The following is a 16,357-nucleotide window of genomic DNA, read 5'->3' on the forward strand; positions in this document are numbered from 1 at the left end:
CCCTCGTTGTCGTTGCCGTGGTCAGTCGGTCGGAGCCAGCCCGCGCAGGAACTGCAGGGTGACGTCCGCGTGGGCGTCCACGAGCACGAAGCCGGGCGCGGGCTCCACCGGCAGCTCACCGGGCACCACCACCACCGGCATCCCGGCGGCCGCCGCGCTCTCAGCCCCCGTCTGCGAGTCCTCGACCGCCACGCACCGCGCCGGGTCCACGCCCAGCCGCCGCGCCGCGAGCAGGTAGGGCTCCGGGTGCGGCTTGGCGTGCTCCACGTCCTCCTGGGAGACGACCACCCGCAGCACCTCGGGCGCCCCGGACGCGGTGCCCTCCGCGACCACGGTCAGGGCGTTCGTCACGACGGCCCCGGGGATGCCGGCCCGTTCGAGCTCGGTCAGCAGGTCGCGCATGCCGGGCAGGAACGGGACCTCGCCCGTGAGCGAGGCCGCGACCTCCCGTCCGAGCTCGGCGGTGATGGCCTCGACGGTCCCCTCGGCGCCGCGCTCGACCATCAGCCGCGCCGACGTGGGCACCGTCCTGCCCAGCGTGGCGAGGTCGTCCTCGGTGCTCCAGCCGACGCCGTACCGGCCGGCCACCGCCCGCTTGGCCACGGCCCACTGCGGTTCGGAGTTCACGAGGGTGCCGTCGTGGTCGAACAGGACGGCGGCGGGGAAGCCGGGGGAGCTCACGGGCGGGTCTCCTGCACGGGGTGGAAGGGCGACGACGGGGACTGCGGGTCCAGCGAGCGCAGCAGCTCCAGGGTCAGCTCCCGGTGGGATTCCACGTGCAGCAGTCCGGGGCCGCGCTCGACCCTCAGCTCGCCGGGGACGACCACCGTGGGGATGCCCGCCGCGACGCCCGCGGCGGCCCCGGCGGGGGAGTCCTCCACCACGACGCACCGGGCGGGGTCCACCCCGAGGCGGCGCGCCGCCGTGAGGTAGGCGTCCGGGTCCGGCTTGGGGCGGACCCCCTGCGCGTACTCGTCCGTGCCGATGATCACCCGGAACAGGCCCTCCGGCGCCGTGCTCGCGGTGTGGCGGCCCATCGCCGAGCTCGCGTTGGTGACGATCGCCGCGGGGATCCCCGCGGCAGAGAGCTCCTCGAGAAGCACCTCGATCCCGTCGATGAACGTCAGCTCGGTGTCCTCCAGGACGCGGACGCTGTGCTCGAAGACCGCCCGGAACAGCTCGTCCTCGCCGAGCGGTACGCCGACCTGCTGCATGCGCTCGATCGTGGCGTCGACCGGCCGGCCCAGGGTCGCGAGCGAGTCCTCGGGGGTCCAGAGCAGTCCGTGCTCGGCGGCGAGGTTCTGCTTGGCACGGTCCCACAGCGGCTCGGTGTCGACGAGGGTCCCGTCGTGGTCGAAGAGGACGGCGTGCGGAAATCCGGGGGAGGGCATGCGCTCCAGCCTACCGGGACGGCCGGGGCCGGGCCTGCGGCGGGACGCCCGCCGACAGACTGGCGGGCGTGGAAACAGCCCTCGACCGCGTCCCGCACCGGCCCACCGCCCTTCAGCGCGCCGTGCCCGTCCTGGGCGTCCCGGCGGCACTGCTGCTCGGGACGTGGGTCGCCGTGGGGCGCGGCCTCGCCGGAGCCGCCGGTGACCTGGTGCCGCTCTACACCCTGACGCTGGCCCTGCCGCTGACGGCGCTGCTCGTGGTGGCGGGCGTCCTGCTGCGCCGGGACGCCCGCGCCCACGTCCCGCGCGGGGCGTCCCTGCGGTCCTCCCTGACGATGCCCGCCGCGTGGGCCGTGCTCCTCGGCTTCGGCGCCGTCCTCCCGGACCGCGTGGACGGCGCCGGCGCCTCCGCGCTGACCCCGTCCACCTGGGCCTGTCCGCAGGGTTCGCCAACACCCTCGGCATCCTCTCGTTCGTCCTGGCGACCGCCACCGTGGTGCTCGCGGCCACCGACCTGCGCCGGACCCGCCGGATCCAGCGCGGGGAGCCGCTCAGCGAGGACGAGATCCTGGACCGGCAGGGGCTCTGACCCGCCCGGCCCGCCACAGGACCTCGCAGCACCCGGGGGGCCCGGGTACATTGACCGCATGAGCACCGAGCGCCCCGGCACCCCCGACACCTCCCCGGTCCCCCCGGAGACCAAGGACTGGACCGTGGTGCTCGACCAGGGCTGCCCCGACTGCGGGTTCGACCCGGACTACGACGTCACGACCACGGGGGAGCGCGCGCGGGCCACGGTCGAGCGCTGGGCGACGGTCCTCGACCGGCTGGGCATGACGGACCGGCCCCGCCCGGGGACGTGGTCCCCGCTCGAGTACGCATGCCACGTCCGGGACCTCTGCCGGGTCTTCCGCGAGCGACTGCGGCTCATGCTCGACGAGGAGCACCCGGTCTTCGCGGACTGGGACCAGGACGCCGCGGCGGTCGAGGAGCGGTACAACCTCCAGGACCCCTACGAGGTCTCCGGGGAGCTCGCGCAGGAGATCCGCGCCACCGCGGACGCCTTCGACGCCGTGGCCGAGGAGGAGTGGGCCCGGACCGGCCGGCGCGGGGACGGCAAGGACTTCACCGTGGCGAGCTTCGCGGCGTACTTCCTGCACGACGTCGAGCACCACCTGCGCTTCGACGTCCGCGGCTGACCCGGTCGCCCCGGATCCGTCCGGCAGCCGACCCGTCCGCGGCTGGTCCCGGCCGCTGTGCAGCCTCTGGGAACGGACAGGAGCGGGCCGAGGCCGGTCAGCCGAGGCGCACGGTCCCGTCGTCGTCGACACGCCATCCCGGGTTGTGCGCGATCTCCCACACCACGCCGTTGGGATCCGCGACGTGCGCGTGGAAGACGCCCCCGAAGGCACCCGGTTGCGGCGCCGTGAGCACGGTGCCGCCCGCGGCGCTCATCGCGTCGACGCTCGCGCGCACCGCGGCCTCGCTGTCCACGTTGTGCGCGAGCGTCAGGCCCTGGGCCGGGGACGCCGCCGGGAGGCCGAGGTCCTCGGCGAACTTCCCGGCGTCGAAAAGGCCCAGCACCGTCCCAGGAGCGATCTGGAAGAAGAGGATCTCCCCGGGGACGTCGAGCAGCGGCTCCCAGCCGAGGCCCTGCGCGTAGAACTCCCGCGCGGCGCCGAGGTCCGGGGTGGACAGGGTGAGAAAGTGCACGCGCGGGTCCACGGCGGCCTCCTGGGGTCCGGGGCGGGAGCGGCCCGCCTTCACCGGTCCAGCGTAGACGTCAGCCGCTCCCCGGTGTCAGGGGTCGGCGTGGCCCCGCGGTCCGAGGGGACCTGGTCGAGATCCCGGTGGGCGTCGACGGTGCCGGTCCTCGAGGAGCACCCGTCCCCGGTGCGGCGCCGGTCCGTGCGGTCATCGAGGTGCCCGTGCGGGGCGACGTCATCTGCCGGGCCGTCGGCACCGAAGGGATAGTCTCGGTGGCAGCACCAACGGGCGCGGGATGCTCGCCCGGAGCGCCGGAGGACGGGACGAGCACATGGCACAGCAGCACCAGGACGCGGTCGAGCCGGCGGAGTCGCCGTACTACGACCGCGTCCTCACGGTGCCCAACGTCGTCTCGGTGGTGCGCTTCGCGCTCATCGTCCCCGCCGTGCTGGCCGTCCTCGACATCGACGAGCGGCCGGTGCGCGCACTGGTCCTCGTCGCCCTCTTCTCCCTGACGGACTGGGTCGACGGCGCCCTGGCCCGGGCGCTCCAGCAGCGCAGCCGGGTCGGCGAGGTCATGGACCCCATCGCCGACCGGCTGGGGACCGTGGCGATCGCCGTGGCCGCGAGCATCGTCGGGCTCTTCCCCTGGTGGGTGCTGATCGTCATCGCGGTCGTCGACGTCGTGGTGGGGATCGCCACCCTGGTCCGGAGGTCCCTCGGCACGCTGCGGGTCACGACGGTCGGCAAGGCGAAGACCGCTCTGCTCATGGTGGGGACCGTGCTCGTCCTGGCGGGACCCGCCTGGTCCAGCCCCGAGGTGACGGACGTCGGCCGGGTCATGGTCCAAGTGGCGGCCGTCCTGCACGTCCTGGCGGGCGTGCAGTACTTCCGTCAGGCACTCCAGGGTCAGGTCATCGCCGGAGGCACGGCGAGGTAGGCGTGCCGGGCGGCGCCGATGATGCCGGCCGCGTTGCGCAGCTCGGCCGGGATGACGCGGGTGTCCAGGCGCAGGCGGGGCAGGAAGTCCTCGTGCCGGGCGGAGATCCCGCCGCCGACCACGATCAGGTCCGGGGAGAAGAGGAACTCCAGGTGCGCGAAGTACTGCTGGAGACGCTCGGCGTAGTCCGGCCAGTCCAGTCCGTCCCGCTCCCTGGCCACCGCCGAGGACCGCACCTCGGCGTCGACCCCGTCGAGCTCCAGGTGGCCCAGTTCGACGTTGGGCACGAGCTTGCCGTCCACGAACAGCGCTGACCCGATGCCGGTGCCCAGGGTGATGACCAGGACGGTGCCGGTGCTCCCGCGCCCGGCGCCGTAGCGGAGCTCGGCCAGGCCCGCCGCGTCGGCGTCGTTGAGGACGTGGACGGTGCGCCCCAGCCGCTGCGTGAGGTACCGGTGGACGTCCAGCCCGATCCACGCGTCGTCGATGTTCGCGGCGGAGCGCGCCACGCCGTGGCGGATGATCGCGGGGAGCGCCACTCCGACGCTGGCCTCGGGGTGCGGGGCCCCGGGGCCCGCGGAGAGCTCCTGCACGATGAGCACGAGCTGCTCCGCGAGAGCCTCCGGCGTGGCGGGGGCAGGGGTGGGGCGCTGGAGGACCGGGGTGGTCAGCTCGCCGTCGGCCATGTCCACGGCCGCGTACTTGACCAGGGTGCCGCCGACGTCCACCCCGATGTGGTGCCGGTGCAGGGTCGACCAGCCGGTCGGTGCGGGGGGCGGAGGGGTGCGGGGCGAGGGGTGGGCCATCCGACATCCTAGGGTCGAGGTGGGGAGCGCAGGGACGACGACGGGCGTGCTGCGGCAGGCTCGACGCGACCGGCCGGGCGCGAGCCGTCGTCGGGGCCGGCACCCCGGACCATTCTGCCATCGAGGCTGCCGCAGCCGTGGCGGAGGCGCTGTGCGCGAGGCGCTGCACCGGAGGCGCTGCTCCGGAGGCGCTGGAGTGGAGGCGCTGCTCGGGAGGTGCCGTGGAGAAGGCCCTCGTCAGGATTCGCTGCGGTGGAGGGGCAGGCTCAGCCGCGCGGCCCGGTGCCCGGCGTGCTGCCGAGGTCGTGCGGCCCGGCGTCGTCCCGGGAGGCCGCGATCTCCCAGGAGAAGGGGACCCGGGCGACGGGGGCGCCCTCGACGAGTCCGTTGACCGCGCGTGCGACCAAGTTGCGGTGGGTGGCCGGCAGGCTCAGGCATCCGTGCAGGTACGCGTCGACCTCCAGCATCCCGGCCTCGCCGCCGAGCTGGAAGTAGTGCCACCACAGCCGGGTCAGGTCGAGACCGGTGCGCTCGACGGCATACCGGGCGAGGCGAGCCTGCACGGCTCCGAGCCTGTTGTCGTCCACGGTTCCCCCCACTGTGGTGCTGCGGTCCGAGGACGGTCCCGGACCGGGCGCGACGCTGCGCAGCGGTCCGGGACCGTCCGTGGCGGTGCGGTGACACCGCCGCCCCCATCATGGTTCCGAGCCGGGCACGAAGTCACCATCCGACGCCCGGTCGCGTGCGTTTTCCGGATCGCCGGTGCTTCCTCCGGACGTCCGGGCCCGGCCGGCACGACCGCCACAGTGGTCGCTGCTGTCGCTGCTGTCTATGCCGGCACGGCCGGCACGGGCGCTGGAACGGGCCTCGGGAATGCTGGTGCGGATGTCGCCGACGCGCAGAAGGGGAGCGGGGCGGCCCCCCAGCCGGCCCCGCTCCCTGCTGCTCCCGCGCCCGGACCGGGTGCTTGTCGCGCCCCCGGAGCCGGGAGGCGGCGCGCTGTCGGTCGACGGTGCGGGAGCCGGGGGATGATCCTTGCCGGACCACAGAATCCCCTGGTGAGAAGCAAGAATGCTCGATTCCGCAGGGATCGGCAAGGGCCGGGGTGTGACCCAGTTCACATGCAGAAACAAAGGGTTGTGATCGCAAATACGCTGACCCCCCCCCGTGCGTGCCGGCGGGTCAGCGCGTCGGGGCGGCGCGTCGGGTCAGTGCCCGGTGTTGAGCATCCCGCCCAGGCGCACCCGCATCCGGCGGCTGGCCTGGTTCAGCCCCACGATCTCCACGTCCTTGCCGTAGTGGGCGTACTTGTCGGTCACCGAGTCGAGTGCCGCGACCGTGGAGGCGTCCCACAGGTGCGAGTCGGAGAAGTCGATGACCACCCGCTGCGGGTCCCCGGCGTAGTCGAACATCGTGTAGAGGTCGTTGGAGGAGGCGAAGAACAGCTCCCCGTGCACGGTGTAGACCGCCGTCTCCCGGCCGTCGCCCCGCTCGAGCACGCGGTCGACGGTGACGAAGTGGGCCACCCGGCGGGCGAAGGCGACCATCGCCACGAGCACACCCACGATCACGCCGAGGGCGAGGTTGTGCGTCCACACGGTCACGGCCACGGTGGAGAGCATCACCAGGGTCTCCGGGACCGGCATCCGCGACAGGGTCGAGGGGCGGACCGAGTGCCAGTCGAAGGTCGCCCAGGACACGAAGATCATGATCGCCACCAGCGCGGCCATCGGGATGACCGCCACGACCTCGCCCAGGGTGACGACGAGGATCAGCAGGAAGACCCCGGCCAGGAAGGTGGAGATGCGGGTGCGGGCCCCGGAGGCGCGCACGTTGATCATGGTCTGGCCGATCATGGCGCACCCGCCCATCCCGCCGAAGAAGCCGGTCACGATGTTGGCCGCGCCCTGCGCCCAGGACTCACGGGTCTTGTTCGAGTGCGTGTCGGTGATGTCGTCGACGAGCTTGGCCGTCATCAGCGACTCCAGCAGGCCCACCAGCGCCATGGTCAGCGCGAACGGGGCGACGATCCGGAAGGTCTCCAGGTCCAGCGGGACGTCGGGGAAGAACAGCGAGGGCAGGGAGTCCGGCAGCTCGCCCTTGTCGCCGACGCTGGGCACGTCCATGCCCATCGGCACCACGATCGCGGTGATCACCACGATGGCCACCAGCGGGGCCGGGACCACGCCGGTCAGCCGGGGGAACAGGAACACGATGGCCAGACCCAGGATCGTGAGGGGGTAGACGGCCCACGGCACGCCGATCAGCTCGGGGATCTGGGAGCTGAAGATCAGGATCGCCAGGGCGTTGACGAAGCCCACCATGACCGACCGCGGAATGAAGCGCATCAGCCGTGCCGCGCCGACCAGGGCCAGGACCACCTGGAAGACCCCGGCCAGGATCACTGCGGCGATGAAGTGGTCCAGGCCGTGGGAGGCCACCAGCGGGGCGATCACCAGCGCCACCGCACCGGTGGCCGCGGAGACCATCGCCGGCCGCCCGCCCAGCACGGCGGTGGTCACGGCCATGGTGAAGGACGCGAACAGGCCCAGACGGGGATCCACCCCGGCGATGATCGAGAAGGCGATCGCCTCCGGGATGAGCGCCAGGGCCACCACGAGCCCGGCCAGGACCTCGGTCTTGAGGTGGCGGGGGGACCGGAGGGTCAGGCGCACCGACTGGCGCTGCTCGGGCGTGAGGTGGTCGGCTGCGGGGCCGGCTGTCGTGGTGGCCAAGGAGGCTCCGTTCGCAGGGGAGGAGGTCGGGAGAGAAGGGCGGAGGAGGTCGGAGAGAGGGCGGAGAAGGCCAGGACGGAAGAGCTGAGGCACTCCGGTGGCGTGCGTGCGTGCGGGTGGGCGCGGCGTCGCGCGAGAGGTGCGGCGTCCGGGCGCGGAGGCGCGCCGGTGGAGGCCGCGCCCCAACCCTACCCTGGCGTCAGGGTAGGGTCCTCGGTCTCGGCCCGGAGGAGACGCAGCTCATGCTCGTCCCAGGGCCGCCAGCAGGCGCGCCTCGACGTCGGGGACCAGTGTCTCGCCGTAGGCGGACGTGACGTGGTCGAGGTCCATGTATACCTGGATGTTGCCGACGACCCCGGGGCAGGTGGTCTCGGTGCACAGCCGGTCGGTGAGATCGATGCTGTGCAGGTCCTCGTGCCGGGCGGCCAGCTCCTCCAGGGGGTTGACCGGGAGCAGCGACTCGGAGCGGGGGACGTTGCAGCGGTCGCGGCCGGGTCCGTAGGTCTCCACGCACTCGAACATGTCGTAGGGGAAGCGCGGGTTGTCCCGGAAGGCCACCACCGGGATCCCGGCATCCAGGAACGGGGTGACCCCGTCCTCGTAGCCCTCGACGAGCTTCTCGTGCGGGGCCTCGGAAAGGCTCAGGGTGCCGACGGTCAGCACCGCGTCGGGGCCGGCCTCGAGGGCCGCCTGGCGGGCGGCGGCGTTGAAGTCGTTGCACTCGGCCTGGTAGTTCTCCGACGGGGCGGTGTAGCGGCAGGCCATCCGCAGGTAGGAGACCACCGTCCAGCCCTGGGCGTCGGCGACCCGGTGGATCGGGGTGAGCAGCTGCCGGGCGTGGGAGTCCCCGAGCACCACCAGGGTCCGCCGGGAGCCGGTGCCGCGGGCGCTGCCGTTGCTCGTGCCGGTGTCGGCGCTGTCAGCACCGTCGTCGCGGTGGCCGTTGCTCGTGCCAGCACCGGTGCCGGTGCCGGTGCCGCTGCCGGGATCGGTGCCGGGGCCGGGGGCGGGGTCGGGGGTGATGATCCAGCACTCGCCGCCCAGCTCCTCGATGCCTGCCGGGGTCTGCTCGGGGGCGCAGGGGTCTCCGGTGTCGCCCCACTCGTACCCGCGTTCGGAGTAGGTGGGGATGATCGGCACGTCCGGGACCTCGGTCGCCTCGTCGCGCAGCACCGCGGCCCCGGGATAGTTCTCCGCCGTGCGCTCCACCCCTGCGGTGGGGTTACGCAGGATCGTGTACTGGTGGGCGCCGGTGAGGGGGACCGCCACGAGCAGGGCGGTGGCGACCAGCCGGATCCCGCTGCCCGCCCGGACCCCGGGCAGCGCCCGCCAGCCGGTCAGCAGCAGCGCGGTGACTCGGGTGAGGACCACGGACGCGGCCAGGATCCCCAGCCCGGCCGGCACGGGCACGGTGTCGCGAGCGGTGATCAGCAGATAGGTGATGAGCAGCGGCCAGTGCCACAGGTAGATGCCGTAGGCGCGGTCCCCGAACCACTGCAGCGGGCCCAGCGCGAGCACCCGGCCCACCCCGTGGGGTGCGTCGGGGGCCAGGGTGCCGCCCGCCAGCACCGCGGCCGCCCCCAGGGTCGGGGCCAGGGCGACGGTGCCGGGGAAGCGGGTCTCGGCCCCGACGAGGAAGGGGGTGGCGAGGATCGCGGCCAGCCCGGCCCAGCCCAGCACCACGCCCAGTCCCACCCCGGGGCTCACGCCGGGGGTGCCGCCCGACGGCCGGACCACCACCGGGGGTGCGGCGCCCGGCGCGGCGGCCCGCGGCCTGGCGGCAGTGGTGAGGGCCAGGGCGGTGAGCGAGCCCAAGGCGAACTCCCACAGCCGGGTGAGGGTGCTGAAGTAGGCGGCCTCGGGCCCGGCCGCGGTGGCGACCACCGACCAGGCCAGCGAGCCGGCGAACACCGCGCCGAACACCGTCCAGGCCACCGGGCGGACCCGCAGAGCCGTTCGCCGGGCCACCCATGCGCAGCCGGCCAGCAGCAGCGGCCAGACCAGGAACACCTGGCCCTGCACCGACAGCGACCACATGTGCTGCAACGGGGTGGTGGCCGCGGAGTTGCCGGCGTAGTAGTCCACGGCCTGGTCCGCCAGCACCCAGTTCACCGTGTAGAACAGCGACCCCCAGGCCTGGGTCAGCAGCTCGGGCCACCGGCTGGGCGGGAACCAGAGGAACACCGCGGCCAGCACGGCCAGCAGCATCACCGCCACGGGCCCGAGCAGGCGGGCGAAGGTCCGGGCCCAGTAGGCGGGCAGCGCCGGTGGCTTGCCGTGCTCGATCCGACGCAGGAAGGAACCGGTGAGCAGGAAGGCGGAGAGCACGAAGAACACGTCCACCCCGCCGGAGACCTTCTCGGTCCACACGTGGAAGACCACCACGAGCAGCACCGCCACTCCGCGCAGACCCTGCAGGTCCTGGCGGTGCCGGACCCGCGGGGCGGGAGTGGACGGCGCGGTGTCCGGAAGCACCGGGGCGGTCGCGGTGGGGAACGTCATGGGGTGCAGTGCCTGTACGGGTCGGTGGCGGGCGGCCGAGTGCAGCTCGGCGACCGGCACGTCGCTGCCGCGGCGACCGTGCCCGTCGCCCTCCGGAGCCGGACGGCCCCGGAGGGAGCATCCTCCGGGCGGAGGCCCCAGCAGTCGATCACGACTGCCTGGAGGTCTCCTGCGTGGACGGGCTGGGGAGTGCCGCCACGAGCGCGGCACCGCACCAGGTGGAGCGGTCGCTCATCGCTGGAGCCGCTGCTCCAGCATCGCGATGAATTCGTCCGCCTGGGCCAGTTTCCTGGCCAGCCGGTCCCGCTCCGGATGGGCCCGGGCGAGGTAGTCGGCCAGTCGGGCCCCGGCGGGCTCGTCGGCGCCGAGCAGCTCGAGCAGCTCGGCCATCTCCTCCAGGGAGAAGCCGAGCGGCTTCATCCGCTTGATGTGGGTGAGCCGTTCCACGTCCCGCTCCGTGTACACGCGGAAGCCGCCCTCGGTGCGCGAGGCCGGCAGCAGGCCCACCTCGTCGTAGTGACGGATGGTGCGCAGGGACAGCTCGGTCCGCTCGGCGAGCTCGCCGATCTGCATGGTGCCTCCACGGACGCGCTGCGGCATCGAACGACCTCCAGAGATCAGGGGACCCCGAGTCTACCAACCGAACGGTCCCGGTCCCGGGGCAGGCACCGCACGACCCGCCCGGCCCCGGGGTGGGGGCCGGGCGGGTCGTGCGGCTCAGGCGTCGACGACGACGACCGTCACCAGCGGGGCCCGCCGGTAGGCGCGCTCGAGGTGTCGGCTGACGGTGTCGGCGATGATCGACTCGAGCTTGTCGAGGTCGGCGACCTTGGAGGTGTCCGGGCGCGCCAGGGCGTTCTTCACCTTGTCGGCGGCCCCGTCGAAGATGTGCTCGTCGTGGACGAAGCCCTTCGCGAGGAACTCGAGGGGCTCGGCGAGCGCGTTGGTGTCGGCGTCGACGATGGCCACGACCGTGACCACGCCGCCCTCCTGCAGCAGCCGGCGCTCGACGAGGGTCTCCTCGGTGACCTTGCCCACGGTGTGGCCGTCGACGTAGACCAGCCCGGCCTCCACCTGCCCGGAGATCCGCGCCCGGCCGTCGACGAGGTCGATGACGGTGCCGTCCCGGCCGATCAGCACGTTCTCCGGATCGACACCGGTGCGGATCGCGAGTTCGGCATTGGCGTGCAGGTGCTTGGACTCCCCGTGCACGGGCAGCACGTGGGTGGGCTTGACGATGTTGTAGCAGTAGACCAGCTCCCCGGCCGAGGCGTGGCCGGAGACGTGGACCTTGGCGTTGCCCTTGTGCACCACCTTCACCCCGAGGTCGGTGAGCTTGTTGATGATCCCGTAGATCGCGTTCTCGTTGCCGGGGATCAGCGAGCTCGCCATGAGCACCGTGTCCCCGGCGTTGAGCTGGATCTGGTGCGTCTCGCTGGCCATGCGCGAGAGCGCGGCCAGGGGCTCGCCCTGGGACCCGGTGCACACCAGGGTGACCTTGGCGTCGGGCATGGACTGGAGCTTCTTGAAGTCGACCACCAGCCCGCGCGGGATCTTCAGATAGCCCAGGTCCCGGGCGATGCCCATGTTCTTGACCATGGACCGGCCCACGAAGGCGACCTTGCGCCCGTGCGCGTGGGCCGCGTCCAGGACCTGCTGGATCCGGTGGACGTGGCTGGCGAAGCTGGAGACGATGATCCGCTTCGGCGCGGTGGCGAAGACCTGGTTGATCGCCGGCGTCAGCTCCTGCTCCGAGGTGGTGAAGCCGGGGACCTCGGCGTTGGTGGAGTCGGTGAGGAACAGGTCCACCCCCTCATCGCCCAGCCGCGCGAAGTGGCGCAGGTCGGTGATCCGGTCGTCCAGCGGGAACTGGTCCATCCGGAAGTCCCCGGTGTGCAGCACCAGCCCGGCGTCCGTGCGGATCGCCACGGCCAGACTGTCCGGGATCGAGTGGTTGACCGCGACGAACTCGCAGTCGAAGGGACCCGCCTGGTGCCGGTCGCCGGCCTCGACGTGGACCGCCTTCGGGGTGATCCGGTGCTCCTTGAGCTTGGCGGTGATGAACGCCAGGGTCAGCTCGGAGCCGATCACCGGGATGTCCGGGCGCTCCTTGAGCAGGTACGGCACGCCCCCGATGTGGTCCTCGTGGCCGTGCGTGAGCACGATCCCCACCACGTCGCCCAACCGGTCCCGGATGGAGGTGAAGTCGGGCAGGATCACGTCGATGCCCGGCTGGTGCTCCTCGGGGAAGAGCACGCCGCAGTCGACGACGAGCAGCTTGCCGGCGTGCTCGAAGACGGTCATGTTCCGTCCGATCTCGCCGAGACCCCCCAGCGGGGTGATCCGCAGGCCCCCGGAGGGCAGCGGGGGCGGGGACTTGAGCTTGCGGGAGGAAGTGGTCAAAGGATTTCGCTTTCATCGTGGGTTCAACGTGGGGTGGTGCAAGGTCGTGCGGTCGGCTCTCGTCGAGCCGGGGCCGCGTGCGGGGCCGGATTGCCCCGAGAAGTCTGGAACAACTCTAACGTCGGGTCAGGGTCACCGCGGACCGTCGGGCGGCGCGGACGCGGAACGAACCGCTCCGGCGGGGGTCCGGAGGAGGGGGAGGCCGGTCACCGCCTGCGCGGGAAGGGGACCCGGTCCAGGTCCTCCGCGGCCAGCACGGTCGCTCCGCCGGCGCGGTCGCGGGCCTGTCCGGCGAGCCGGGAGACGTCGGGATACCGCGACGAGAAGTGGGTGAGGACCAGTGTGCCGGCGCCGCCGGTGGCGGCCAGCGCGCCCGCCTGACCGGCGGTGAGGTGGCGGTGCCGCGCGGCGAGGGCGGCGTCGTCGTCGGCGAACGTGGACTCGGCCACGAGCAGGTCGGCGCCGTCGGCGAGCTCCTCGGCGCCCGGGCAGGGCGCCGTGTCCATGACGAGGGCGAAGCGCTGCCCCGGCCGCCGCGCGCTCACATCGTCGAGGCGCACCCCGTCCAGGCGCCCCTCCCGCTGCAGCCGCCCGACGTCCGGGCCGGTGATCCCGGCCGCCGCGAGCCGGTCGGGCAGCATCGTGCGGCCGTCGGGCTCCGCGAGCCGGTAGCCGTAGGTCTCCACGCGGTGGTGCAGCGGCCGCACCTCCAGGCCCGGCGCCACCGTCCCGCCGCTCCCGTGCGGGTGCATCCGCAGGTCCGTGCCGGGAGCCGCGAGGGACACGAGCGCACGGACCACGTCCTCGCCGGAGGCCGGGTAGTGCAGGTGGACCGGGTGCGGCACGCCGTCGAGGGCCATGCGGGAGAGCACGCCGGGCAGTCCGTAGCAGTGGTCGCCGTGGACGTGGGTGAGGCAGATGCGCGTGATCCCGGAGGCGGGGACGCCCGCACGGGTCATCTGCCGCTGCGTGCCCTCGCCCGGGTCGAAGAGCAGGCCCTGGCCGTCCCACCGCAGCAGGTACCCGTTGTGGTTGCGGGTCCGTGTGGGGACCTGGGAGGCGGTGCCGAGGACGACGAGCTCACGCATGGGACCGAGTGTGCCACCCCCGCCCGCGGCTGCTCGGGGCGCGCGCACCGCAGGACGGGGAGCGCCGGGTCGTCGGGGCGGGCATCAGCTCAGCGGGACGTCGAGGCACTGCTCGTCGTCCTGCCACGTGCACCGCGTGCCCAGCGCGGCGCTGAGCCGCTCCATCCGCCGCGCGACGGCCCGGGCCTCGACCGTGGCCGTTCTCGCCCGGAGGTCCTCGATCACCGTGGGGTGCAGGCGCAGGCGGCGGGGCAGGCCGTCCCGGACGTCGAGCAGGAAGACGAACGACTGGTCGTTGCGCTCGTCGGACCGGACGGCGTAGTCGTCGACGAAGTCCCCGGCGCTGTAGACCACCGGCCGGCCGCGGTGCACCTCCACGCCCCGGAAGACGTGCGCGGAGTGGCCGAAGACCACGTCCGCGCCGGCCTCCACCAGCGCGTGCGCGAACGCGCGGTGGTCCCGTGGTACCGCGGCGCCCCAGTTGGGCCCCCAGTGGGCGGAGACGACGAGGAGGTCGGTGCGCTCCCGGGTCTGCCGGACGAGCTGCAGGAGGTCCCGCGCGCGCCCGTCCGTCGGCCGGACGGGCACGTGGTGGACGCCGGGGGAGCGGGGCCCTGCCGCCCAGCCCGGCTCGTTGTCCGTGAAGGCGAGAAAGCCCACCGCGGTCCCGGCCCGGGTGCAGACCGCGGGACGTCGGGCCGCCTCCGCGTCCGGGCCGGCCCCGGTGTGCAGGATGCCCTGCTCGTCGAGCAGGGGGAGCATCTCCCGCAAGGCTTCCGCACCGTGGTCGAGCACGTGGTTGTTGGCCAGCGATACGACGTCGACCCCGGCGGCCTTCAGGCTCGCGACGTTCTTGCGGTCCGAGCGGAAGTGGAACCTCTTGCCGGGCCAGGGCGGGCCGTCGTCGGCGAGCACGCACTCGAGGTTCGCGAAGCGCAGGTCCGCCTGCTCGAGCAGGTGGAGGACGTCGCCCCACGGGAAGGCGGGGTGCTCGCGGCGCAGCCGGTCGTTGACCAGCCGGCCGAGCATGACGTCGCCGACCAGCGCGATCCGCATGAGCCGCCTCCTGTCCGGACGCTCCCATCGTGGCCCACGGCGTGCGGGGCGGACAAGAGCGACCGGTGGACGCAAGCCTGGCCGCGAGGAGGCGGGGGCGCCGCGGCTCCGCCGGTGCCGCCTGCCCGGAAGGCAGGGAGCGCCGGCGGCCACCAGTCACCGGCCGAGATCGGCCCAGCTGGTCATCCGGGCGCTGTTCGCCAGGACCGGGCGCGGCTGCCCGGGCTCCGGCAGGAGCACGGACAGGTCGGAGACGGCCTGGTAGGCCCAGGAGGGCCCGGTGCGGACGGGCGAGGAGGCGGGGACTCCCCCCGTCCGGTGCAGGCGGGTCGCGTAGCCCAGGATGAGCAGGCCGGCCACGGCCAGGCCGACGCCCACCCAGGCGGGGGAGCGGTAGCCCCAGCCGGCGGAGATCACGATCCCGCCGAGGAAGGCGCCCATGGCGTTGGCCAGGTTGAACGCCGCGTGGTTCATGGCGGCGGTCAGGGACGGGGCGTCCTTGGCCTCGCGCAGCAGGCGCATCTGCAGCGCAGTGCTGAAGAGCGCGCCCATGGCGCCGATCCACAGCACGCCGAGCACGGCCGCGACGGCGGAGTGGGCGAACAGGCCGAAGAAGGCCAGGGCCACGCCGGAGACGGCCCCCGCGCCGAGGGCGGTCTTCTCGATGGAACGGTCCAGCAGGGGGCCCGCCAGCAGGGAGCCCGCGGTCATGCCCACCCCGTACACGGCCAGCACCCACGGCACCGCCGAGAGGCCGAGACCGCTGAGCTCGGTCAGGATCGGGGAGATGAACGTGTAGACCGCGAACATGCCGCCGAAGCCGACCGCTCCGGCCAGCAGGGTCAGGGTCACCTGGGGGCGGCCCAGGGCACGGATCTCCTGGGCCACGGAGACGCCGCCGCCGTTGCGGGTGCGCGGCACCCACAGGGCGAGGGCGGTGACGGTCAGCAGGCCGATGGCCACCACGAGCCCGTAGCCGGAGCGCCAGCCCAGTGTCCCGCCGAGCACGGCGGCGAGGGGGACGCCCACGATGTTGGCGACCGTCAGGCCGAGGGCCACCCGGGCCACGGCCGTGCCGCGCCGCTCACGCGGCACCAGGGAGGAGGCCACCACCGCGGCGACCCCGAAGTAGGCGCCGTGGGGCAGGCCGGAGAGGAACCGCGCCACGTACAGCCACTCGAGGGAGGGTGCGGCCGCCGACAGGACGTTGCCCACGGTGAACGCGCCCATGAGCCCGAGCAGGAGCGTCTTGCGCTCCACCCGGGAGGTCAGGGACGTGATGAGCGGTGCGCCGACCACCACGCCCAGCGCGTAGAGCGCGATGGCGTGCCCGGAGGCGGGGATCGAGGCGTCGAGGTCCTCGGCGATGAAGGGGAGCAGACCCATCGAGGCGAACTCGGTGGTGCCCACGCCGAAGCCGCCGAGGGCGAGGGCGAAGAGTGCGAGTCGAGTGCCGGTGCGGTCCGGGGCGTTGATCACCTGGAGCACGGCAGTGCGCGGTGCGGACATGGCAGATCCTTCCGTGTGGAACGAGGGGGAGTGGAAGGCGCGTCGTCGGGCCGAACAGGTTGAAACCTCGATGCTACGGACGATGTCGGGGGCATCCAACAGTTCGGGCCTGTGATCTTGGACAAATTGGTTCGTCGTGTGATATAGCTCGCGGCCCGTTCCGGCGGGCCGTGGAGCGGTCCGGGACCTCGGGCGGCTGCCGTGCCGGGTGAGCGGTGTC

At 73.3% G+C, this 16,357-nt stretch carries 15 protein-coding genes; 3 read left to right on the top strand and 12 right to left on the bottom strand.

The features are described 5' to 3' along the window. Positions 1-21: 21 nt before the first annotated feature. Positions 22-681 (bottom strand): HAD family hydrolase, encoded by a 660-nt coding sequence (locus tag ACFYE3_RS01980; RefSeq protein WP_387605301.1) that lies wholly within the window; start codon positions 679-681, stop codon positions 22-24. After that, the gene (locus ACFYE3_RS01985; protein ID WP_387605299.1) at positions 678-1,391 is read right to left on the bottom strand and encodes an HAD family hydrolase; all 714 of its coding nucleotides are present in this window, start codon (positions 1,389-1,391) and stop codon (positions 678-680) included. Before ACFYE3_RS01985 ends, ACFYE3_RS01980 begins: the two co-directional genes overlap by 4 nt. Positions 1,392-1,737: 346 nt before the next feature. On the opposite strand from ACFYE3_RS01985, the gene ACFYE3_RS01990 reads away from it, so the two are divergent. After that, a complete protein-coding gene (locus ACFYE3_RS01990; RefSeq protein ID WP_387605298.1) occupies positions 1,738-1,980 on the top strand; it encodes a hypothetical protein in 243 nt (80 codons plus the stop codon). A gap of 58 nt (positions 1,981-2,038) precedes the next feature. Continuing rightward, a complete protein-coding gene (locus ACFYE3_RS01995; RefSeq protein WP_387605296.1) occupies positions 2,039-2,590 on the top strand; it encodes a DinB family protein in 552 nt (183 codons plus the stop codon). Between the two features lie 97 nt (positions 2,591-2,687). Here ACFYE3_RS01995 and ACFYE3_RS02000 read toward each other — a convergent pair whose 3' ends face one another. Continuing rightward, on the bottom strand, positions 2,688-3,158 hold the full coding sequence (locus ACFYE3_RS02000; protein ID WP_387605295.1) for a VOC family protein: 471 nt from the start codon (positions 3,156-3,158) through the stop codon (positions 2,688-2,690). A 271-nt stretch (positions 3,159-3,429) separates the two neighbouring features. On the opposite strand from ACFYE3_RS02000, the gene ACFYE3_RS02005 reads away from it, so the two are divergent. Then, positions 3,430-4,038, top strand: coding sequence for a CDP-alcohol phosphatidyltransferase family protein (locus ACFYE3_RS02005; protein WP_387605292.1), 609 nt, complete (start codon positions 3,430-3,432; stop codon positions 4,036-4,038). Here ACFYE3_RS02005 and ppgK read toward each other — a convergent pair. The 9 genes from ppgK to ACFYE3_RS02050 all read right to left on the bottom strand — a co-directional run bounded on the left by ppgK (position 4,008) and on the right by ACFYE3_RS02050 (position 16,137). Beyond that, positions 4,008-4,844 (bottom strand): polyphosphate--glucose phosphotransferase, encoded by an 837-nt coding sequence (gene ppgK, locus ACFYE3_RS02010; RefSeq protein ID WP_387605289.1) that lies wholly within the window; start codon positions 4,842-4,844, stop codon positions 4,008-4,010. The two genes, ACFYE3_RS02005 and ppgK, sit on opposite strands and share 31 nt — an antisense overlap. Positions 4,845-5,110: 266 nt before the next feature. Continuing rightward, the gene (locus tag ACFYE3_RS02015; protein ID WP_387605287.1) at positions 5,111-5,431 is read right to left on the bottom strand and encodes a hypothetical protein; all 321 of its coding nucleotides are present in this window, start codon (positions 5,429-5,431) and stop codon (positions 5,111-5,113) included. Positions 5,432-6,052: 621 nt separating this feature from the next. Next, positions 6,053-7,579 (bottom strand): SulP family inorganic anion transporter, encoded by a 1,527-nt coding sequence (locus ACFYE3_RS02020; RefSeq protein WP_387605286.1) that lies wholly within the window; start codon positions 7,577-7,579, stop codon positions 6,053-6,055. A gap of 240 nt (positions 7,580-7,819) precedes the next feature. After that, positions 7,820-10,081 (bottom strand): acyltransferase family protein, encoded by a 2,262-nt coding sequence (locus ACFYE3_RS02025; protein WP_387605285.1) that lies wholly within the window; start codon positions 10,079-10,081, stop codon positions 7,820-7,822. Positions 10,082-10,312: 231 nt separating this feature from the next. Then, a complete protein-coding gene (locus ACFYE3_RS02030) occupies positions 10,313-10,681 on the bottom strand; it encodes a MerR family transcriptional regulator (RefSeq protein ID WP_368830600.1) in 369 nt (122 codons plus the stop codon). Positions 10,682-10,798: 117 nt separating this feature from the next. After that, the gene (locus ACFYE3_RS02035; RefSeq protein WP_387605282.1) at positions 10,799-12,484 is read right to left on the bottom strand and encodes a ribonuclease J; all 1,686 of its coding nucleotides are present in this window, start codon (positions 12,482-12,484) and stop codon (positions 10,799-10,801) included. Between the two features lie 206 nt (positions 12,485-12,690). After that, positions 12,691-13,572, bottom strand: a complete 882-nt coding sequence (locus ACFYE3_RS02040) for a ribonuclease Z (RefSeq protein ID WP_387605280.1) — start codon at positions 13,570-13,572, stop codon at positions 12,691-12,693. An 84-nt stretch (positions 13,573-13,656) separates the two neighbouring features. Next, complete coding sequence (locus tag ACFYE3_RS02045; protein ID WP_387605278.1) at positions 13,657-14,628, bottom strand: CapA family protein; 972 nt, start codon at positions 14,626-14,628, stop codon at positions 13,657-13,659. A 156-nt stretch (positions 14,629-14,784) separates the two neighbouring features. Next, entirely contained in the window at positions 14,785-16,137 is a 1,353-nt protein-coding gene (locus tag ACFYE3_RS02050; RefSeq protein ID WP_387806036.1) for an MFS transporter, read from the bottom strand. Between the last annotated feature and the right edge of the window lie 220 nt (positions 16,138-16,357).

The organism is Kocuria arenosa (genome assembly GCF_042879215.1).
Classification (GTDB): domain Bacteria; phylum Actinomycetota; class Actinomycetes; order Actinomycetales; family Micrococcaceae; genus Kocuria; species Kocuria arenosa.